The following is a 20,508-nucleotide window of genomic DNA, read 5'->3' on the forward strand; positions in this document are numbered from 1 at the left end:
AGCTGCGGCCAGTGCACGCCGTGCCGCGAGGGCACCGGCTGGATGTGGCGCGTGATGGAACGTCTCCGCACCGGCGATGCTGACGTGTCGGAGATCGACACGCTCTACAACGTCACCAAACAGGTCGAGGGCCACACGATCTGCGCCTTGGGCGATGCCGCGGCGTGGCCGATCCAGGGGCTGATCCGCCACTTTCGTCCGGAGATCGAGCGACGCATCACCGACCGCCAGGGCGGTGATCTGGCGCCGATGCAGGAGGCGGCGGAATGACCGACGAACGTGCCGACCTCATGCTCGAGATCTTGAAGACCATCCAGGCCGATGTCACCGCAATCAAACGCGAGATCACATCTCAGGGTATTCGTATCCACGCGATCGAGGATCATGTTCGAGGTCTGGTAACGACGATGTTCGGCATCCAGGGCGATGTAGCCGATCTGAAAGTTCGCGTCGATCGGATCGACCGCCGGCTCGGACTGACGGATACGGAACACTGATATGCCTAAGCTCAAGGTAGACGGCATCGACATCGAAGTCCCCGCCGGGGCGACCGTGCTCCAGGCGTGCGAGGCCGCGGGGAAGGAAATTCCGCGTTTCTGCTATCACGAACGGCTGTCGATCGCGGGCAATTGCCGGATGTGCCTGGTCGAGGTGAAGCCGGGGCCGCCCAAGCCGCAGGCGTCGTGCGCGCTGCCCGCCGCGGACAAGATGGAGGTCCGCACCGACAGCGCGATGGTCAAGAAGGCGCGCGAGGGGGTGATGGAGTTCCTGCTCATCAACCACCCGCTCGATTGCCCGATCTGCGACCAGGGCGGCGAGTGCGACCTGCAGGACCAGAGCCTGGCTTATGGTCGTGGGCACTCGCGCTATACCGAGAACAAGCGCGCGGTGACCGAGAAATACATGGGGCCGATCGTCAAGACGGTCATGACGCGCTGCATCCAGTGCACGCGCTGCATCCGTTTCGCCGAGGAAGTCGCCGGGGTCGAGGAGATCGGCGCGATCGGGCGCGGCGAGGACATGCAGATCACCAGCTATCTCGAAGGCGCGGTGACGAGCGAATTGTCGGGCAATGTCGTCGATCTTTGTCCGGTCGGCGCCTTGACGTCGAAGCCGTATGCGTTCGAGGCGCGGCCGTGGGAGCTCAGGAAGACGCTCAGCATCGACGTGATGGATGCGGTGGGGACGAACATACGCCTCGACAGCCGCGGGCGCCAGGTGTTGCGCGCGCTGCCGCGCGTCAATGACGACGTCAACGAGGAATGGGCGAGCGACAAGACTCGCCACGCAGTCGACGGACTGGTGCGCCGGCGGCTCGACCGGCCGTATGTGCGTAAGGGCGGCAGGCTGGCCGAGGCGACATGGGACGAGGCGTTTGCGGCGATCGCGGCAATCGAGGCCGGGGACAGCGTCGCCGCGATCCATGGCGACCTGGTCGATTGCGAGACGATGTTCGCGGCCAAGGCATTGGTCAAGGCAATGGGGGGCACGCTGCTCGAAGGACGCCAGACCGGCATGGCGTACGACACGTCGAGCCTGGCGGCGGTCAATTTCAACACGACGATCGCGGGCGCCGAACTGGCCGACGCAATCCTGATCGTCGGTGCCAACGTACGCTGGGAAGCGCCGCTGGTGAATACGCGGATCAGGAAGGCCGTGAAGAAGGGCGCAAAGGTCTTTGCGATCGGGCCGGAAACCGACCTGACGTACAAGGTCGAGTGGCTGGGCAGCGACCTGTCGCTTCTTGGTAACTTGCCGCAGGCGGTGACCGAGGCGTTCGGCGCGGCAAAGCGGCCCATGATGATCGTCGGCGGCGCCGCGCTGAAGGGCGCGCACGGCGCGAGCATTGCGCTGGTCGAGACGCTGGGGCTGATCAGAGACGGCTGGAACGGCTATAATGTTCTGCACTTCTCGGCGGCGCGCAACGGCGGACTGATGCTCGGCTTCGCGCAGCCGGGGGGGATCGCCGACTTGTTCGCGGCCCGGCCGAAGCTGGTGTTCCTGATGGGTGCGGACGAGGTCGACTTCGCGCAGCTGGGCGACAGCTTCACGGTCTATGTCGGTCATCACGGTGATCGCGGCGCGGCGGCGGCCGACATAGTCCTGCCCGGCGCGAGCTATGCCGAAAAATCTGGGACGTACGTTAACCTGGAGGGGCGCGTGCAGCGTGGCGAGCGCGCGGTGTTCCCGCCGGGCGATGCGCGTGAGGACTGGACGATCCTGCGAGCGCTGAGCGAGCGGCTGGGTGTGACGCTGCCGTTCGACAGCTTGGACGAGTTGCGCGCAGCGATGGCGCTCGACACACCGATGCTGGGCGAACTCGGTCTCAAGACCTTCGCGTGGAACCCGCCGGCGCTCAATGCGGTGGCGGAGGGTCAGCTCACAAGATACCCGATCGCCGATTTCTACCTGACCAACGCAATATGCCGCGCCTCGCCGACGATGCAGCGCTGCTCGGCGGAACTGCTCCATGGCGAAGAATTTGCAGAGGCGGCGGAGTAGTCATGGGCCTGATCTATCAGCACATAAGATTGTCGAACGCCGCCAAGCCCGAACTCGAGGAGGTCGACGCAAAGGCGCTGGTCGATACGGGTGCGAACGATCTCTGCATTCCCCGGCTCGTCGCCATGGAGGCGATGGATGTCCTGATCGATCCACGCCGACAGCACCTGATTCCCGATCCAGACTATCCGAATATTCCCGGCGCAATGGCGATGGGCTTCCGGACCTCGCGTCCATGACCTCGTTCTTTACCTATCGCCTCGGCATGCCGTTCGGCTGGGCATGGTTCGTCGCCACGATTATCGACATCCTGCTGATAGCGCTGCCTTTGATGTTGGCGGTCGCGATGATCATCTATGTCGATCGCAAGATCTGGGCGGCGATGGCGTTGCGGCGCGGTCCCAACGTCGTCGGGCCATTCGGCCTGCTCCAGTCGTTCGCCGACGGCCTTAAGGTCTTTCTCCAGGAAACGATCATTCCCTCGGCGTCGAACAAGGCGATGTTCCTGATCGCGCCGATAATTACCTTTACCGTCGCCTTGATCGTATGGGCGGTGGTGCCGTTCCAGGCCGGTGTGGTGCTTGCCGATATCAATGTCGGCCTGCTCTACGTCCTCGCGGCGTCGAGCCTGGGGGTCTACGGCATCATCATGGCGGGGTGGGCTTCGAACTCCAAATACCCGTTCTATTCGGCATTGCGCGCGGCGGCGCAGATGGTCAGCTACGAGGTGTCGATCGGCTTCGTGCTGATCTCGGTCGTGCTTTGGGCGCAGAGCTTCAACCTGGGGATTATCGTCGAGGCACAGAGGGGCTATTACGGCCTTTTCAACGGCAATTGCTTCAACCCGCTGCTCTTCCCGATGGCCGTGGTGTTCTTTATCTCCAGCCTGGCCGAGACGCAGCGGGCGCCATTTGACCTGGCCGAGGCTGAAAGCGAGCTCGTCGCCGGCTACCAGACCGAATATTCGTCGATGAGTTTCGCGCTCTACTGGCTGGGGGAATATGCCAACGTCCTCCTGATGTGCGCCTTGAACAGCATCCTATTCTGGGGCGGATACCTCCCGCCGCTGGATATCGGGTTTCTGTACTGGGTGCCGGGCATCTTGTGGCTGTTCATCAAGATCCTGGCGTTCTTCTTCCTGTTCAGCTGGGTAAAGGCGACCGTCCCGCGCTATCGCTACGACCAGCTGATGCGGCTAGGGTGGAAGGTGTTTCTGCCGCTGTCGCTGATCTGGGTGTTCCTGGTGTCGGGGTTCCTGATGCTTATGCGCGTTGGAGTTGGGTCATGAGCGTCGGTGGGATCGTCAAGGCCTTCACCCTTTGGGAATTCCTGAAGGCCCACGCATTGACGCTGCGTTATTTCTTCAAGGCGAAGGCGACGATCAATTATCCGTTCGAAAAGAACCCGATCTCTTCGCGCTTCCGCGGCGAGCATGCGTTGCGGCGGTATCCCAATGGCGAGGAGCGTTGCATCGCGTGTAAATTGTGCGAGGCGATCTGTCCGGCGCTGGCGATCACGATCGAGGCCGAGCCGCGGGATGACGGCAGCCGGCGGACGACGCGCTACGATATCGATATGACCAAGTGCATCTATTGCGGCCTGTGCCAGGAAGCGTGCCCGGTCGATGCCATCGTCGAGGGGCCGAATTTTGAATTCTCGACCGAAACGCGCGAGGAACTGATCTACGACAAGGCGAAATTGCTGGATAACGGCGACCGCTGGGAGCGCGTGGTCGCCGCGAACCTTGCCGCCGATGCGCCGTATCGATAGGCGGCGCGAAATGATTTACCACCTCAATCCTCTCCGGGACGGGGAGGGGGACCGCACGAAAGGCGGTGGAGGGGGATTGCTCTGCGCGATCCGCCTGCCGCACGCCCCCTCCGTTGGCGCTACGCGCCGCCACCTCCCCATGAACGGGGAGGATTTGGCATGATCCAGGCAATCGCCTTCTATATATTCGCCGCGATCGTGGTGTTGTCTGGCGCGCTGACGATCACCTCGCGCAATCCGGTGCATAGCGTATTGTGGCTGATCCTGGCGTTCTTCAACGCCGCCGGACTGATGCTGCTGGTCGGTGCCGAGTTCATCGCGATGCTGCTGGTGATCGTTTACGTCGGCGCCGTCGCGGTGCTGTTCCTGTTCGTCGTGATGATGCTCGACATCGACTTTGCCGAGCTGCGCGCGGGGTTCGTGCGCTATGCTTTCATCGGCCTTGCCTTTGCGATCGGGCTGGCGGTGGAAATCCTCATCGCGGTCGGCGCCTGGTCGGCGGGGACGCTGAACCTGTCGGCCCGTATAGCGCCGATGCCGGATGATATGCCCAACATCCAGGCGATCGGGATGCTGCTCTATTCGCGCTACCTCTACGTATTTGAGGGCGCCGGGCTGGTGCTGCTGGTGGCGATGATCGGCGCGATCGTGCTGACCCACCGCGCCCGGGGCGGGGTGAAGCCCCAGAATATCGGTCGCCAGGTCGCGCGCCGCCCCCAGGACGCGACACGCAACACGCGGCCGCCGGTCGGCCAGGGGGTAGATCTGTGATCGGGCTGACGCACTACCTCGTCGTTGCCGCAATTTTGTTCGGGATGGGCGTGCTCGGCCTGATCGCCCACCGCAAAAATCTAATCGTCATGCTAATGGCGATCGAACTTATCCTGCTCGCTGTGAACCTCAACCTCGTCGCCTTCTCGGCGTTCCTCCACGATCTGGTGGGGCAGATATTCGCGATGTTCGTGCTGACCGTAGCCGCCGGCGAGGCGGCGATCGGGCTGGCCATCCTAGTCATCTATTTCCGCGGGCGCGGCACGATCGCGGTCGACGACGTCAACCGGATGAAGGGGTGATGGTAATCCTGTATTGTCATCCCGGCGAGGGCCGCGGTCGCGGCGTGATAAGTCGTTCCCTTGCCGCCGCCGGTCCCGGCCTGCGCCGGGGCGATAGCTGATGACGATCCAGTTCATCGTCTTCCTGCCGCTCCTGGCGGCGGCGATTGCTGGGCTAGCCAATCGCGCCATTGGCAATTTGCCGGCCAAGCTGATGACGACGGGCGCGCTGTTCTTGTCGTGCGCGATGAGCTGGCCGGTCTTCATCCATTATCTGGGCGGCGCGGACGCGACGGTCGCGCCGCTGTTCACGTGGATGAAGTCCGACGGCCTTGACGTGCAATGGGCGCTGCGCGTCGATGCGCTGACCGCGGTGATGCTGGTCGTCATCACCTCGGTCTCGGCGCTTGTCCATCTCTACAGCTGGGGCTATATGGAGGAGGATCCGGACCAGCCGCGATTCTTCGCCTATCTGTCGCTGTTCACCTTCGCGATGCTGATGCTGGTGACCGCCGATAATCTGGTCCAGATGTTCTTCGGCTGGGAGGGCGTCGGCCTCGCCAGCTACCTGCTGATCGGCTTCTGGTTCCGCAAGCCGTCGGCCAGCGCCGCTGCGATCAAGGCGTTCGTCGTCAACCGTGTCGGCGACCTGGGCTTCATGCTCGGCATCTTCGGCACTTTCCTAGTGTTCGGCACCGTGTCGATCCCCGAGATCCTGGCCGCGGCGCCCGGCATGGCCGGCAGCACAATCGGCTTTCTCGGCATGCGGCTGGATACGATGACGATATTGTGCCTGTTGCTGTTCGTGGGCGCGATGGGTAAGTCGGCGCAACTCGGCCTCCACACCTGGTTGCCCGATGCGATGGAAGGACCGACGCCGGTGTCGGCGCTGATCCACGCCGCGACGATGGTCACCGCGGGCGTGTTCATGGTCTGCCGCTTGTCGCCGATGTTCGAGACCAGCATGACCGCGCTGACCTTCGTCACCGGGATCGGTGCTGCAACCTGTATCTTCGCCGCGACGATCGGCACCGTCCAGACCGACATCAAGCGGGTCATCGCATATTCTACCTGTTCGCAGCTCGGCTACATGTTCTTCGCGGCGGGCTCCGGCGCATACGGCGCGGCGATGTTCCACCTGTTCACGCATGCCTTCTTCAAGGCACTGCTGTTTCTCGGCGCGGGCAGCGTGATCCACGCGATGCACCACGAGCAGGACATGCGATATTATGGCGGCCTGCGCAAATCGATCCCGATCACCTTCTGGGTGATGTTGCTCGGCACGCTGGCGATTACCGGCGTGGGCATTCCCGGCATCTTGGGCCTGCCGCAGATCGGCTTTGCCGGCTTCCACTCGAAGGATGGCATCCTGGAGCTGGCTTATGCCTCGGGGCGTGGGCAGGGGGCGTTCTGGGTGGGCGTTCTCGCCGCCTTGCTCACTAGCTTCTATTCGTGGCGGCTGATGTTCCTGACCTTCTGGGGCAAGCCGCGCTGGGCGCAGTCCGAGCATATCCGGCACGCGCTGCACGACGCGCACGGCCACGGCCATGACGATCACCACGCCGAAGCCGCCGGCCATGCCCCCGACGAGCATGCGCCAGGTCAGCACGAGCTGCCGGCCGGGAGCGGCGGCTATCACCCGCACGAGAGCCCATGGACGATGCTGGTGCCACTGGTGCTGCTCAGCCTGGGCGCGGTCGCGGCGGGCTTCGTGTTTCACGGCTTCTTCATCGAACCCGATGCCGGCGAGCGTTACTGGCGCGGCGCGATCGCGTTTAACGAGCATCTCTACCACGCCGCGCATGAGGTGCCGGTCTGGGTCAAGCTGTCGGCGACGATCGTGATGCTGCTGGGGCTCTTTACCGCGTGGATGACTTATATCCGCCATCCTGATTTCCCGGCCAAGTTCACCGAGATGTTCCGCATCCTGTACCGTTTCCTGCTCAACAAATGGTATTTCGATGAATTGTACGACCTGCTGTTCGTGAAGCCCGCCTTTGCCATAGGCCGGCTGTTCTGGCGGGCGGCGGACGAGGGCATCATCGATCGCTTTGGGCCCAACGGATCGGCTTGGGTCGTCTCGCTCGGAAGCCGCGTCGCCGGGCGCTTCCAGACCGGATATCTCTATACCTATGCGTTCGTCATGCTGGTCGGACTAACCGCTGCCGTCACCTGGGCGATGACGCGATGAGCGCGCTGATGCAGATCCTCCCCGGGACGGGGAGGTGGCAGTGCGCAGCGCTGACGAAAGGGGGGCTCCTCTCGTGCATCGCTTGTTACCGGCCCCCCTCCACCACGTTTGGCGTGGTCCCCCTCCCCGTGAAGGGCGAGGATTTATGACCGGCTTCCCGATCCTCTCGATCATGCTCGCCATCCCGATGGCGGCAGCGATCGCGTGCCTGTTCCTGGGCGCGAGTAACGCGCGGTGGCTGGCGCTTGCGGCGACACTGGTCGACCTCGCGCTCGGCGTCCTGCTCTGGGCCAATTTCGACATTGGCGGTGCGCAATGGCAGTTCGTCGAATATCAGCCGATCTTCGGCCGGTTCGGCTGGGCGCTCGGCATCGACGGCTTTGCGCTGCTGCTGATCGAGCTCAGCGTGTTCCTGATGCCGATCTGCATTGGCGCCAGCTGGAACGCCATCACCACTCGCGTGCCTGAATATATGGCGGCGTTCCTGCTGACCGAATTGTTGATGATCGGCACCTTCGCGGCGCAGGATTTGTTCCTGTTCTACGTCTTCTTCGAAGGCGGGCTGATCCCGATGTACTTGATCATCGGTATCTGGGGCGGCGCCAACCGGATCTACGCGAGCTATAAATTCTTCCTCTACACGCTGCTCGGATCGGTGCTGATGCTGATCGGAATGCTGTGGATGGCGCATGATGCCGGAACCACCAACATCCCCGCGCTGATGGCGCATGACTTTCCGGTTCAGGCGCAGACGTGGCTGTGGCTGGCATTCTTTGCCTCGTTTGCGGTCAAGATGCCGATGTGGCCGGTCCACACCTGGCTGCCCGACGCGCATGTCCAGGCGCCGACCGCGGGGTCGGTGATCCTGGCGGGCGTCTTGTTGAAGCTCGGCGGTTATGGTTTCCTGCGCTTTTCGCTGCCGATGTTTCCGCAGGCATCGGCCCAGCTGACTTGGCTGGTGTTCGCACTGTCGGCGGTGGCGGTGGTATACACCTCGTTGGTCGCCCTGGTGCAGGCGGACATGAAGAAGCTGATTGCCTATTCCTCGGTCGCGCACATGGCGATCGTGACGATCGGCCTGTTCGCGTTCAACCGCCAGGGGATCGAAGGCGGGATGATGGTGATGCTGGGCCACGGTCTGGTGTCGGGCGCGTTGTTCCTGTGCGTCGGCGTCATCTATGACCGCCTGCATACCCGCGAGATCGCGCGGTACGGCGGGCTGGCGATCAACATGCCGCGTTATGCGCTGTTCTTCATGCTGTTTACGATGGCGTCCGTCGGCCTGCCGGGCACGAGCAATTTCGTCGGCGAGTTCCTCAGCCTGGCCGGCACCTACCAGGTGTCGACGACGATCACGTTGCTGTGCACCACCGGCATCATCCTGGGCGCGGCCTATATGCTCTATCTCTATCGCCGCGTCGTGTTTGGCGAGATCAAGTCGGACGAGGTCGCGGCGATGGCCGACCTGTCGCCGCGTGAACTCGCCCTGCTGGCGCCGATCGCGGTGGTGGTGTTTTGGATGGGCGTCTATCCCGAAAGCTTTCTGGCACCGATGCGCAAGGATGTCGCGACGCTGGTGGCGCGCGCCGCGCCGACCGCCCCGGTGAGCGATTCGCGGCCGACCAGGGGCAGCGCGCTTGCGGCGAATACAGGGCAGGCGCGCTGATGGACTATTCCCGCTCGCTGATGGCGACCCTGCCCGAGCTTGTCCTGTCGCTGGGATCGCTGGCGCTGATGCTGGTCGCAGCCTGGGGCGGTAAGGCGTCGACCCGTGCGGTGGGCTGGGCGTCGGTGGTGGTGCTGGCGGGGGCGGGGATCGCGCTCATCGGACCGGCGTCTTATGCCGGTGAAGTGTTCCACGGCCTGTACCGTGCCGACGCCTTCGCCGCATTCGCCAAGGTGCTGATCTTCGCCGCCGCCGCGGTGTGCATCGTGATCGCACCGCGCTTCTTCGAGCAGGGCGACGGCGACAGCCTGCACCCCGAATATCCGGTGCTGATCCTGCTGTCCTCGGCGGGCATGGGGATGATGGTGTCGGCGGGCGACCTGCTGACGCTGTATGTCGGGCTCGAACTGCAGAGTCTCGCCGCTTATGTGCTGGCGAGCTTTATGCGGCGCGACCAGAGATCGGCCGAAGCGGGACTGAAATATTTCGTGCTGGGGGCGTTGGCGAGCGGCATCCTGCTTTATGGCGTCAGCCTGATATACGGCTTTTCGGGCACCACCCAGTTCACCGGCATCGCTATCGCTTATGCCGGCGGGCATTCACTCGGCTTGCTGTTTGGGCTGGTATTCGTGTTCACCGGCCTGGCGTTCAAGATGTCGGCGGTGCCGTTCCACATGTGGACTCCCGACGTCTATGAGGGCGCCCCGACCCCGGTGACGACGTTCTTCGCGTCTGCCCCAAAGGTCGCGGCGATGGCGCTGGGCGTGCGCGTGGCGACCCAGGCGATGGGCCCGGCGGCGCATGACTGGCGGCAGATCGTGATCTTCGCCAGCCTGGCGTCGATCATCTTCGGCGCGGTCGCAGCGATCGGGCAGAGCAATATCAAGCGGCTGCTGGCGTATTCGTCCATCAACAATGTCGGTTTCGCGCTGATCGGGCTGGCGGCCGGCACGCAGGAGGGCGTGGCGGCGGTCCTGTTCTACTTGACGATCTATATCGCGATGACGCTGGGCAGCTTCCTGGTCGTGCTCCAGATGCGCGGGCCCGACGGTGAGCCGGTCGAGGGCATCGCTAGCCTGGCGGGCCTGTCGCGCACGCGGCCGGGTCTCGCCGCCGCGCTGGCGATCTTCATGTTCAGCCTGGCCGGCATCCCACCGTTGCTCGGCTTCTTCGCCAAGCTGGCGGTGTTTGGCGCGGCGAGCGATGCCGGTTTCCTGTGGCTGGCGGTGATGGGCGCGATGGCGTCGGTGGTCGGCGCTTATTATTACCTTCGGATCGTCAAGACGATGTATTTCGACGATGCCGCCCCGGCCTTTGCCCCCACCGGCAGCCGCGTCGAGCAGGGACTGATCGCGGTCATAGCGCTGTTCATTTCGCCGGCCGGCTGGCCCGCGCTGTCGTGGATCGAGGCGTGGACCGGGGCGGCGGCGAGGTCGCTGTTCTGACCAGCATCCGCACGGTTGCCGAGACCGGCTCGACCAATGCCGACCTGATCGCGCTGGCCGCCAGCGGGCTGGAGGAGGGCGTGTGGCTGCGTGCTGAACGCCAAACCGCCGGGCGCGGTCGCCAGGGTCGCGCCTGGCGGTCGCCGTCCGGCAACCTCCACGCCAGCACGCTGGTCCGCCTGCGGCCGAGCGATCCCGCCGCCGCCGGCTTGGCGCTGGTCGCCGCCGTCGCCATCGAGGAAACGGTCGCCGCCTATCTGTCCGGCGCCATTCCCTCGGCCCTACCGGCGTTGCGGCTGAAGTGGCCCAACGACCTGCTGGTCGATGGCGCCAAGCTGTCCGGCATCCTGCTTGAACGCGCGGGCGACGCGGTGGTGATCGGCGTCGGCGCGAACCTGGCGCATCGTCCCGCCGACCTCGACCGGCCCGCGACCAGCCTCGCCGCGTTGGGCCTGGCGCTCGACCCGGAGACGTTTCTCGAAACCCTGGCCGCGGCGTTCGCCCGCTGGCTTACCTGCTGGCGGGGGGAGGGGATCGCCCCGGTCCGCCAGCGCTGGCTGGATCGGGCCTATCCGCGAGGCAGCGCGCTGACCGCTCGCCTGCCCGATGGCACCCGCATCGACGGTCTGTTCGACGGCCTGGACGGCAATGGCGCGCTCGTCCTGCGCCTGGCCGACGGTACGCGGCGCGTCATTCACGCCGGTGACATATTCCTGTTATGATCGCACCAGCAGGCACGAACGGTGGGGAATAACCAAAGGATGCTGCTCGCGATCGATGCCGGCAACACTAATGTCGTCTTCGCCCTGGTCGACGGCAAGTCGATCGTCGCGCGTTGGCGGATCGCGACCGACCCGCGCCGCACCGCGGACGAATATGCGGTATGGCTCAGCCAGTTGCTGGTGCTGGAGGGCTATGATCGCGCGCAGGTCTCGGGCGTGATCGTCGCCACCGTGGTGCCGCGCGCGACGCACAACCTTCAGGTCCTGGCGCAGAAATATTTTCAAACCCAGGCGGTGATCGCCGGCCAGCCGCCCGCCGAATGGGGCATGGCGATCGATGTCCAGGAGCCGCAGAGCCTGGGCGCCGACCGTGCGGTCAACGCGGTCGCCGCGCATGCGTTGCACGACGGCGACCTGATCGTGATCGATTTCGGTACCGCCAGCACGTTCGACTGGATCGATTATCGCGGTGCATATAAGGGGGGGATCATCGCCCCGGGCATCAACCTGTCGCTCGACGCACTGGTCAATGCCGCCGCCAAGCTGCCGCGCATCGCGATAGAGGCGCCGGCCGACCCAACGGTGATCGGCCGCGATACCGTCAGCCAGATGAACATCGGCATCTATTGGGGCTATATCGCGATGATCGAGGGGCTGGTCGCGCGGATGCGCGCGGAGGTAGGCCGCCCGGTCAAGGTGATCGCGACCGGCGGTCTGGCGACGTTGTTCGAGAAGAATACCGCTGTGTTCGACACGATCGAGCCCGATCTGACGATTCAGGGATTGGCGATGATGTGGGAACGGGTGACGGTGCGATAGCCGTCGCCTGGGATGAAACGGGGCCGCGCGGCGCCATATAGGATGATCGGGCCATTGCTGTGATGATGATGAAGGATGTGAATTGATTCCAGGTAACGAACTGCTTTTCCTCGCGCTCGGCGGATCGGGCGAAATCGGGATGAACGTCAATCTCTATGGCTGCCAGGGCAAATGGCTGATGGTCGACATGGGCGTGACTTTCGCCGACCCGGCCTATCCCGGCATCGACCTGATCCTGCCCGACCTGCAATTCATCGAGGAGCGGCGCGACGATCTGGTCGGCATCGTGCTGACCCATGGCCATGAGGATCATATCGGCGCGTTGCCCTATCTGGCCGACGAGCTTGGCGTGCCGCTCTATGCAACCAGGTTCACCGCGGGGCTGATCCGGGGCAAGCTGGACGAAGAAGGCATTGCCGACCGCGTCAAGCTCAAGGTGATCGCGCCCGGTGAGCATGTCGCGCTAAAGCCGTTCGGGCTGACCTTCGTGCCCCTGGCGCATTCGATTCCCGAGGCCAATGCGTTGCTGATCGATACGCCGCACGGCAAGGTGTTCCACACCGGCGACTGGAAGCTCGACGCCGACCCGGTGCTCGGAAAGCCGTCGACCCCAGAGCAGCTGGCCGTGATCGGCGACGATGGCGTACTGGCCCTGGTGTGTGATTCGACCAACGTGTTTAACGCCAATGCCTCGGGCAGCGAGGCTAGCGTGCTGGCCGGGCTGACCGATGTAATTGCCGCGGCAAAGGGCCGGGTGGCCGTCACCACCTTTGCCTCCAATGCCGCGCGGTTGCAGACGCTCGGCGAAGTGGCGAAGGCCACCGGGCGGCGGGTCTGCGTCGCCGGGCGCTCGCTGGACCGGATCCTCGGCGTGGCGCGCGCGACCGGTTATCTGCGCGACTTTCCCGATCCGGTGGCGCCCGACGCGGCGATGGCTATGGCCGGTCGCGACGTGCTGGTGATCGCCACCGGCGGCCAGGGCGAAACACGCGCCGCGCTCGGCCGCATGGCGGAGGGGACGCACCCGATCAAGCTGGTCGACGGCGACACCGTGATCTTCTCGTCCAAGCAAATTCCCGGCAACGAGCTGGCGATCGGCCGCATCCAGAACCAGCTGGCCGCCAAGGGCGTGAAGATGGTGACCGAAAGCCAGGCGCACGTTCACGTCTCCGGCCATCCCGGCCGCCCCGAGCTGAAATCGATGTACGGGTGGATCAGGCCCGATATGCTGATCCCGGTTCATGGCGAAATGCGCCACATGATGGAGCAGGCGCGGCTCGGGCTTGCCGAGGGCATTCCGGCGGCGCTGGTCCAGACCGACGGCGACATCGTCCGCCTCGCACCCAACGGCCCCGTCAAGATCGGCAACGCGCCGGTCGGGCGGCTGATGCTCGACGGCGACGTCATCCTGCCCGCAGACGGCGCGACGATGAACGAGCGGCGGCGGCTGGCGGCCCATGGCCTAGTGGCGGTAGCGATCGCGCTGGGGCGTGACGGCCGGCTGATCGGGCGTCCGGTGATCCGGCTGGAGGGCGTGCCGATCGAGCAGGATCGCCAGCCGTTCCTCGACGAAGCCGGCGCTGCCGCCGTCGATGCTGTCAAAAGCGGGCGGCACGATATCGAGCGGCTGCGGGAGGACGTGCGGCTGGCGGTGCGGCGTGTGGCGACCCGCTGGACCGGCAAGAAGCCGGTGGTCGACGTGCTGCTGATCGAGGGCTGAGGGCAGATGCGCTGGACCTCTGCGCTGGCGATCTACCTGCTGTTCTGGTCGTTCTCGGTGTTTTTGATCCTGCCGTTCGGCGTTCGGACAACGCGTGAGGCAGGCGGCGATCCGATACCGGGCCAAGCGGAAAGCGCGCCGCACGAGTTCAGCATGAAACGCACCGCGCTGCGCGTGACGATCGTCGCCACATTGCTCTGGGGGCTGTTCCTGCTCAACTACGAATTCGGCTGGATTACACCCGACATGATCGACTTTTTCGACCCGATGAACAAGGTCGTCGGCTGATGGGCCACGTCAGCGCAGGCGTTCGATCGCCTGGGCCAGCGCGACGTACAGTTTGCCCATGTCGGACGACAGCAACGTGACGCTCAGCGGCCCAGCATCGCGTTGTGCCAGCACGCCGCGCAGCATCGCCTCGAAATCGTGGATATAGCGGTTGATCACCTCGCGTTGGGCATCGTCATGCCGGTAGGCATCGAGGATCTGGCGCGCCTGTGGAGGATCGAGCAGCCGTACCGCCCGCCGCGTGAACGCCCCGCGATCGCCCTTGAGATAGGCCGACCAGGCCGCGTCGGAAACATCGGTCGAATAGATCCGCGTCAGGTCGATCGCCGCCGAATTCAGCCCCTCGATCAGCAAGGTCGCGCGGCGCGCGAAACCGTCCTGTTCGGCCGCTTCGCGCTCGGTGCGTGCCTCGGCTATCCGGCTGTCGATCGCCGAGCTCGACTCGACGATCGCGAGCAACTGGTCATTGATCCGCTCCGAGGCACGCGCGGCCGATGTCGTCGCCGCTTGCGCCGCCGTATCGATCGCCGCCAGATGATCCTCGACCACGCTGCCGATCGCCTCGGTCACTGCCCGGCCGCTCGCCGCGCCCAACGCGGTCGCGGCATCGGGGATGACCCGGTCCAGCGCCTGGCGCGCGTGCTCGGCGGCGGCACTGGCGGTGTCGCGGACGCGCAGCAGCCCGTCGAGCAGGCGCGGCGCTGCCTCTTCGACGAATCGCCGTGCCGACCCGCCGCTGTCTTCGATGCTGCGTCCGACCGCCTCGATCTCACTGCGCTTGGCAGCCAGCGCGGCGGCCAGGTGGTCCAGCGCGGCGCGCTGGTCGGCGATCACCTGGGCAACCGCCTGGACGGTGTCGCGGGCGGCGGTGCCGGTGCCAAGCAGCGATTCGATGTCCGGCCTGGTCCGCGCGGCGATCTCGCCGCTGGCGGCGACATGCGCGTCTAGCCGCTGCATCGCGGCGGGGAGCGTCTCGTCGATCTCGCGCGCCGCTGCGTCTAGTGCCACGACCAGCCGGTCGGTGGTCTCGATCATCGCGCGTGCCGCCATGTCGCCTTGCCCCAGCACGCGGCTGGCGGTCCCGGCGGAGGCACCTAGCGTGTCGATGGCGCCGGCAAGCGCGCGCGTCTGATCGGCGCCGGCCGCGTTCAGCAAATCGAGTCGCGATGCCACACGGTCGACCGTGGCGTCAATCGCGGCGATCCGCTCGGTGAGCGCGGCGACGCTATCGGTCGCCGCCCGCGACAGCGAGGCCTGGTGCGTCGACAACATCGCCAGAATCGCGTCGCCCTGGACGATGATTCCTTTATGCGCTTCCTCGATTGCGCCGGCAGTCCGGCCGAGCAGGCTGTCGACCGTCTTGCTCATCGTCGCCGATACACCCTCCAGCCGGGCGCCGGCGGTCTCGCTCGTCGCCTCCATGCGCTGGATATGCGCGGCGAGCCGTTGCGCGGCACCGCTGGTCAGCGCGTCGGCTTCCTTGCCGCGTTCGGCCAGCGCCACGACTTGCGCGTCGAGCGCGGCGGCGCGTTCGGCCGCCACCATCCCGGTGGCGTCGAGCCGTTCGGCGAGAGCGATGGTCTCGGCATGCGCCTTGGGCAGGGTTGCGATCAGCGTATCCAGCCGGGATTCGGCGGCGTCCGACGCGGCCTCGATCCGTTTAGATTGTGCCTCGGCCTCGGTAATCCGGGAGGCGATGGCGGTGGAGGCAGCGCCGAGCTGATCGGCGGCCGAGCCGGTCACCGCCATCATGCTCGTCACCTGGTCGGCAAGTGCCTCGCGGTTGACCGCAATGGTTTGTGCCATCGCCCCGATGACGCGTTCGAGCCGGGCCGCCTCGTCGCGCATCGCGCCGGCAGTCCGGCCGAAGCGGCGCGCCTCGGCATGGCTCGACCGCATTATTATCAGCCAGCCGATGCCGATCAGCGCCAGCGGCGCGGCGAACGCGGCGGCGAGCTGGGCGAGCGCCAGCGGCGCTGGGAATCCCCGCAGCGCCGGCGCCACGTAGATCGCCAGCGCAACCACCCAGCCGGCCGCCAAGACAAGGGCGATCGTAGCTAGCAGGCGGTGCCCGTCCCCCGGCTCTTGCTCGTATTCCTCGGCGTCGCTGTCGATCGACGGAGGAGTCAGCCTTTCGCTGTTCGCGCCCGGCCGCAGATCGACGATGCGTGAACCCCCGTTCATAAATAGCAGTTTACCACGTTTCGACGATCGACAAAGCCAATATGCAACCCTTCCTTAAATCTGTGATCTTAGCGCTACCATATGGCTTATGATCCTGGGGCGATCGATGCGACACTGGCGGCAGCGGTTGGCGATGAGCCGATGCTGATCGCCGAACTGCGCGAGGCGTTCGTCGATAGCGCCCAGCGAGCGATCGCCGTGCTGGACAATGCCGCCAACGAGAACGACTGGCGTCTGGGCGTGGCCCGGTTGCGGGGGCTGGCCGCCAGTTTTGGCGCGGTCCGCCTGATGAGCCTTGCCGTCGACGCGGCGGATACCCCCGGCGACAAGGCGGTCCTCGTTCGCCTGCGCCGAGCGGTGGCACGACTTTAGGGATTGGATAACGAGCCAGGCGAGTCGTCCTTTGCCAAGACAGGCATGACCGCTTAAGCGCACAAGGATGCTTGCCGGGCTGCTATTCGCCACCGCCGACGCCACCGACCGCCCGGATACGTTGGGTGCCACCCTGCTGATTGGCGGCGTGACGCTGATCGAATACCAGGCCCGGTTGTTGGTCGCGGCCGGTGTGTCGCAGATAATCGTGGTCGTCGCGCGGCTGACGCCTGAGCTGCTGGGCGCTATCAACCGGCTCGGTCGGCGGGGTGTCGCTGTCGATTCAGTCCGCAGTCCGGCGGAGGCAATCGCCAGGCTGCATCCGCTCGCCCGGATCATATGGCTGGCCGACGGACTGGTGACGACCGCCCCGATCGTCGCGACGCTCGCCATGCGCGACCACGACGCCCTGCTGGTGGTCGCCGCCGACGTGGCCCTGCCGGGGATAGAACGGATCGGCGCAGATACCGGTTGGGCAGGCGCGGCAACGATCGATCCGCAACGCATTGCCGAGGTTGCCCGCATGCCCTGCGACTATGATTTCCCCGCGACGTTGTTGCGCGTGACAGCCCAACGCGCCCCTGAGCAGATCAGGCTGCCCGCCGCCGCCCGCCGGGAGGGTCATGGCATTGAGCGCGATTCGCGCGCGCTGGCGTCCAAGGGTCGTGCGGCGTTGGTCGCGGCTTTAGGCACCCGCACCGGATGGGTCGATCGGTTCCTGCTGGCCCCCCTGGCACGACTTGTCCTGCCGCCGCTGGTCGAGCGCGGCGTGCCGGCTCTGGGCCTGGCGACCGCCGGTGGGGTGATGGCGCTGATAGCCCTGGTCGTGCTGGCGACAGGTTGGGCGGTCGCGGGTCTGTTGACGATGATCGCCGCGACCGCCGCGCTAGCGCTGGCCGACGTGCTGGCGTGGCTGCGTGATGATCGCACGTTGGGTCTGGCGATCGGCTGGGCGATCCTGATCGAGGTTGCGATGACGATCCTGCTCGTCGGCCGGCTGATGATGACGGACGAGGCGATGCTGTTGGCGGGAGCAGCGGTAATCAATGGCGGGCTGGCCGAGCGCGCGGCGCAGCCCGCCCGGCGCCGCTGGTGGTGGGCAGAGCCGATCGCGTACCCGCTGGTGCTCCTTGTGCCGGTGATCGCCGGGCAGACGACGCTGGGCCTTGCATTTGTTGCCATCTATGCGACCGTAACCTTGGCCGCTGCGATCGAGAGCCTGCGGCCGACGCCGACGTCTGCCCGCTAGTCCTGCGCGACAAGAACAGCTAACGTCAAATTAACAACGCAATCGTAAGATCCCGGGCATGTCGATCGGACTTGGCGACATGGATGACGGCGTTCGCGACGACGCCAGTCTGCTGCTCGCGCGCGCGGCGGCCCGGCAGGGTCGTGCCGAACAGGGCTTGGGCCACGCAATCGACGATTTCCTGCTGCCGACGGAGTTCCGGCTGGACGATCGCAGCCGCGCCGCGCTGCATGCGACCCTGTCGGCGATGGTCGCCGCGGTTGAGGGTGACGTGCGCCGTCACGCCGCGCGGCTGCTCGTTGCGCGCAACGAACCCGAACTTGCCGAGGCGATCCGAGCGGGCGACGGCGTACTCGACCGGTTGCTGGGCGCGCACCTCTTGCACGAGGGCGAATTGATGCGCGAGCTGCTCGCGCGGACCCGGCTCGACCTGCTCGCCGACACCCTTCCCCTGACCTCCCCGGACGACGTCTCCACCGCCAGCTTGCTGGCCCGGTTGAGCATTCTAGCCGACAATGCGGTGGCCGGCGCGACAGTCGCGCTGATGGCCGCCGACATTCGGCGACGTGGCTTCCGAGAGACCGGCCGCCTGACGCTGACTGAACTTCCCGCCCAATTGCACTACCGGCTGGTCTGGTGGGTGGCGGCGGCGATCAGCCAAGTTACGCCACCCGGCGACGACCATCCAGCAGCAATCAGCTGGGCGATCGGGGAGGCGGCGTTGCGCGCGATCGCCGTTCATGATGACGGCGACCGGCTGGAAGCGGCAGCGATCCGGCTCGCTACGGCTATCGACGCGCATGCCGATGAGCGTCCGGCGTTGCTCGCCGAGGCGCTGGCGGCGCGTCAGATCCACCTGTTCGTGGCTGTGCTGGCGCAGGGGCTGGCAATCGATTCCACGGCGATCCGCGATCTGGTGATCGATGAGGATGGCGATCGGCTGTGGCTCGCGCTGCGGGCGATTGACCTCGATCGGATGACCATCGCGCGGATCGGGCTGGCGCTCGCGGAGGCCGATCCGCGGCGTGGCGTCGATCGGTTCGCCGACCTGCTCGACACGATCATCGGGATTCCGCCAGAAGCGGCTCGGGCCGTGCTGGCCCCGTTGCGGCTGCCCGCCGACTTTCGTGCCGCGCTGGCCATTCTGGGTAAGGCTCGGTGAACGCGGCCGATGATACCGTGTCGGCGCCGGTCCGTGGTCTGGTCGACCAGGACGGAAGGCTGGTCGAGGCCGACCCGCGCCTGGCCGACCTGAATATCCGGAACGGCGGCACGGTCGGGACGACATTTGCGGTGCCGCAGATTGCCGTGCTCGCGCGACTGGCCCAGCGGCTCGGCATCGTCGTGTCACGCACGGTTCGCGTCGCGGAAGGGCAGGACGAGGTTGAATTGTGGATCCGCGCGCTGCCGGAAAGGGAGGGCGTACGGCTCGAAGTGAGCGGCTGGTCGCAATGTCCGCCGTGGCGGTCGCGTGCAGATCCGGTAACCGTCGAACGGGATTTCATCCGTCACGAGGCCGACTGGACCTGGGAGAGCGACACGACGCTACGGTTGACGATGGTCGGCCCGCAGGCGGCGGCTCATGGGATCGAGCCGGGCAAGGCGCTGGGCAAGCCGCTGACCGACTTGGTCACGCTTAACCGGGATGCGGCAGGCGGCCTGCCGCTGCTGTCGGCGCTGGCCTTTCACCGCCGGGTGCGCGACCAGCAGGCCATCGTACGGGCGACCGGCGCGCGCGTCATACTCTTTGCGACGCCGCTGCTCGATCCCGCCGGCGGCTTTGCTGGGTTCGCCGGTGGGTGCCGGCTTGTGTCACTCGTCATGACGCCGGACGTTATCGATACGGTCCGCGATGGGTTCAGCAGCCGGCTTGATCGCGCTCTGCGCGCTCCGCTTGCCCGAATCGTCGCCAATGCCGACAGCATCGCAGCGCAGGTCGACGGGCCGGTGCGGCAGGATTACGCCGACTATGCCGCCGACATCGCCACCGCCGGCCGGCACCTGATGGCACTAGTCGACGATCTCGTTGACCTGCGGGCGATAGAACGCCCGGATTTTGCACCCGCGCTAGAGCAGATCGACCTAGCCGATGTCGGCCGGCGCGCGGCCGGCCTGTTGAGCGTCCGCGCCGGCGATCGAGGCATCCACATTGACCGGCCAGGTGATGCCGACCGACTCCCCGCCACCGGCGAGTTCAGGCGCGTTCTGCAGATCCTCATCAACCTGATCGGCAATGCGGTGCGCTTTTCGCCCGATGGCGGCATGGTATGGGTTCTTACCCAGCGTGCCGGAGACCGCGCAGTGGTCATCGTCGCCGACCAGGGACCCGGCATTGCCGAGGCCGACCAGATGCGGATTTTCGAGAAGTTCGAGCGGATCGATCCCGCTGAGCCGGGGGGCAGCGGGTTGGGCCTATATATCGCCCGCCGCCTGGCGAGGGCGATGGGAGGAGACGTGACAGTCGATTCGGCGCCGGGACAGGGGGCCCGGTTCCTGCTGAGCCTGCCGGTACGAGGGACTTAAGCGGG

General features: G+C 65.8%; 20 protein-coding genes. 19 read left to right on the forward strand and 1 reads right to left on the reverse strand.

The features are described from left to right. From ACFE7K_RS11160 to ACFE7K_RS11230, 15 genes are all read left to right on the forward strand, one after another. Positions 1-270, forward strand: a 270-nt coding sequence (locus tag ACFE7K_RS11160) for an NADH-ubiquinone oxidoreductase-F iron-sulfur binding region domain-containing protein (protein ID WP_375398267.1), incomplete at its 5' end; no start/stop codon positions are given. After that, positions 267-497 carry a hypothetical protein gene (locus ACFE7K_RS11165; protein WP_375398268.1) on the forward strand — a complete coding sequence of 77 codons (231 nt, stop codon included), beginning with the start codon at positions 267-269 and terminating at the stop codon, positions 495-497. The genes ACFE7K_RS11160 and ACFE7K_RS11165, both read left to right, overlap by 4 nt. 1 nt (position 498) lies before the next feature. Next, positions 499-2,502, forward strand: a complete 2,004-nt coding sequence (nuoG, locus tag ACFE7K_RS11170; RefSeq protein WP_375398269.1) for an NADH-quinone oxidoreductase subunit NuoG — start codon at positions 499-501, stop codon at positions 2,500-2,502. 2 nt (positions 2,503-2,504) lie between these two features. Next, positions 2,505-2,741: a hypothetical protein gene (locus ACFE7K_RS11175; protein ID WP_375398270.1), complete on the forward strand. Its 237-nt coding sequence runs from the start codon at positions 2,505-2,507 to the stop codon at positions 2,739-2,741. Further along, positions 2,738-3,790, forward strand: coding sequence for an NADH-quinone oxidoreductase subunit NuoH (gene nuoH / locus ACFE7K_RS11180; RefSeq protein ID WP_375398271.1), 1,053 nt, complete (start codon positions 2,738-2,740; stop codon positions 3,788-3,790). Before ACFE7K_RS11175 ends, nuoH begins: the two co-directional genes overlap by 4 nt. Continuing rightward, positions 3,787-4,272: an NADH-quinone oxidoreductase subunit NuoI gene (gene nuoI, locus ACFE7K_RS11185; protein WP_375398272.1), complete on the forward strand. Its 486-nt coding sequence runs from the start codon at positions 3,787-3,789 to the stop codon at positions 4,270-4,272. The genes nuoH and nuoI overlap by 4 nt, the downstream gene beginning before the upstream one ends. Before the next feature lie 159 nt (positions 4,273-4,431). Next, a complete protein-coding gene (locus tag ACFE7K_RS11190; RefSeq protein ID WP_375398273.1) occupies positions 4,432-5,043 on the forward strand; it encodes an NADH-quinone oxidoreductase subunit J in 612 nt (203 codons plus the stop codon). Next, positions 5,040-5,345, forward strand: a complete 306-nt coding sequence (gene nuoK / locus ACFE7K_RS11195) for an NADH-quinone oxidoreductase subunit NuoK (RefSeq protein WP_375398274.1) — start codon at positions 5,040-5,042, stop codon at positions 5,343-5,345. Before ACFE7K_RS11190 ends, nuoK begins: the two co-directional genes overlap by 4 nt. A gap of 100 nt (positions 5,346-5,445) precedes the next feature. Continuing rightward, positions 5,446-7,515, forward strand: a complete 2,070-nt coding sequence (nuoL, locus tag ACFE7K_RS11200) for an NADH-quinone oxidoreductase subunit L (protein ID WP_375398275.1) — start codon at positions 5,446-5,448, stop codon at positions 7,513-7,515. A gap of 145 nt (positions 7,516-7,660) precedes the next feature. Then, positions 7,661-9,181, forward strand: a complete 1,521-nt coding sequence (locus ACFE7K_RS11205) for an NADH-quinone oxidoreductase subunit M (protein ID WP_375398276.1) — start codon at positions 7,661-7,663, stop codon at positions 9,179-9,181. Beyond that, a complete protein-coding gene (gene nuoN / locus ACFE7K_RS11210; protein ID WP_375398277.1) occupies positions 9,181-10,626 on the forward strand; it encodes an NADH-quinone oxidoreductase subunit NuoN in 1,446 nt (481 codons plus the stop codon). Before ACFE7K_RS11205 ends, nuoN begins: the two co-directional genes overlap by 1 nt. Beyond that, entirely contained in the window at positions 10,593-11,348 is a 756-nt protein-coding gene (locus ACFE7K_RS11215; protein WP_375398278.1) for a biotin--[acetyl-CoA-carboxylase] ligase, read from the forward strand. The genes nuoN and ACFE7K_RS11215 overlap by 34 nt, the downstream gene beginning before the upstream one ends. 39 nt (positions 11,349-11,387) lie before the next feature. Then, entirely contained in the window at positions 11,388-12,167 is a 780-nt protein-coding gene (locus ACFE7K_RS11220; RefSeq protein WP_375398279.1) for a type III pantothenate kinase, read from the forward strand. An 82-nt stretch (positions 12,168-12,249) separates the two neighbouring features. After that, on the forward strand, positions 12,250-13,887 hold the full coding sequence (locus tag ACFE7K_RS11225) for a ribonuclease J (RefSeq protein WP_375398280.1): 1,638 nt from the start codon (positions 12,250-12,252) through the stop codon (positions 13,885-13,887). Positions 13,888-13,893: 6 nt separating this feature from the next. Then, positions 13,894-14,175 carry a DUF1467 family protein gene (locus ACFE7K_RS11230; RefSeq protein WP_375398281.1) on the forward strand — a complete coding sequence of 94 codons (282 nt, stop codon included), beginning with the start codon at positions 13,894-13,896 and terminating at the stop codon, positions 14,173-14,175. Between the two features lie 9 nt (positions 14,176-14,184). Here ACFE7K_RS11230 and ACFE7K_RS11235 read toward each other — a convergent pair whose 3' ends face one another. After that, positions 14,185-16,359 (reverse strand): hypothetical protein, encoded by a 2,175-nt coding sequence (locus ACFE7K_RS11235; RefSeq protein WP_375398282.1) that lies wholly within the window; start codon positions 16,357-16,359, stop codon positions 14,185-14,187. An 81-nt stretch (positions 16,360-16,440) separates the two neighbouring features. On the opposite strand from ACFE7K_RS11235, the gene ACFE7K_RS11240 reads away from it, so the two are divergent. From ACFE7K_RS11240 to ACFE7K_RS11255, 4 genes are all read left to right on the forward strand, one after another. Beyond that, positions 16,441-16,731 carry an Hpt domain-containing protein gene (locus ACFE7K_RS11240; RefSeq protein WP_375398283.1) on the forward strand — a complete coding sequence of 97 codons (291 nt, stop codon included), beginning with the start codon at positions 16,441-16,443 and terminating at the stop codon, positions 16,729-16,731. Between the two features lie 67 nt (positions 16,732-16,798). Beyond that, the gene (locus ACFE7K_RS11245; RefSeq protein ID WP_375398284.1) at positions 16,799-17,980 is read left to right on the forward strand and encodes a hypothetical protein; all 1,182 of its coding nucleotides are present in this window, start codon (positions 16,799-16,801) and stop codon (positions 17,978-17,980) included. 58 nt (positions 17,981-18,038) lie between these two features. After that, the gene (locus ACFE7K_RS11250; protein WP_375398285.1) at positions 18,039-19,142 is read left to right on the forward strand and encodes a DUF2336 domain-containing protein; all 1,104 of its coding nucleotides are present in this window, start codon (positions 18,039-18,041) and stop codon (positions 19,140-19,142) included. Then, positions 19,139-20,503 carry a sensor histidine kinase gene (locus ACFE7K_RS11255; protein ID WP_375398286.1) on the forward strand — a complete coding sequence of 455 codons (1,365 nt, stop codon included), beginning with the start codon at positions 19,139-19,141 and terminating at the stop codon, positions 20,501-20,503. Before ACFE7K_RS11250 ends, ACFE7K_RS11255 begins: the two co-directional genes overlap by 4 nt. The last annotated feature ends 5 nt before the right edge of the window (positions 20,504-20,508 follow it).

It is taken from the genome of uncultured Sphingomonas sp. (assembly GCF_964244265.1).
In the GTDB taxonomy this organism is placed as follows: domain Bacteria; phylum Pseudomonadota; class Alphaproteobacteria; order Sphingomonadales; family Sphingomonadaceae; genus Sphingomonas.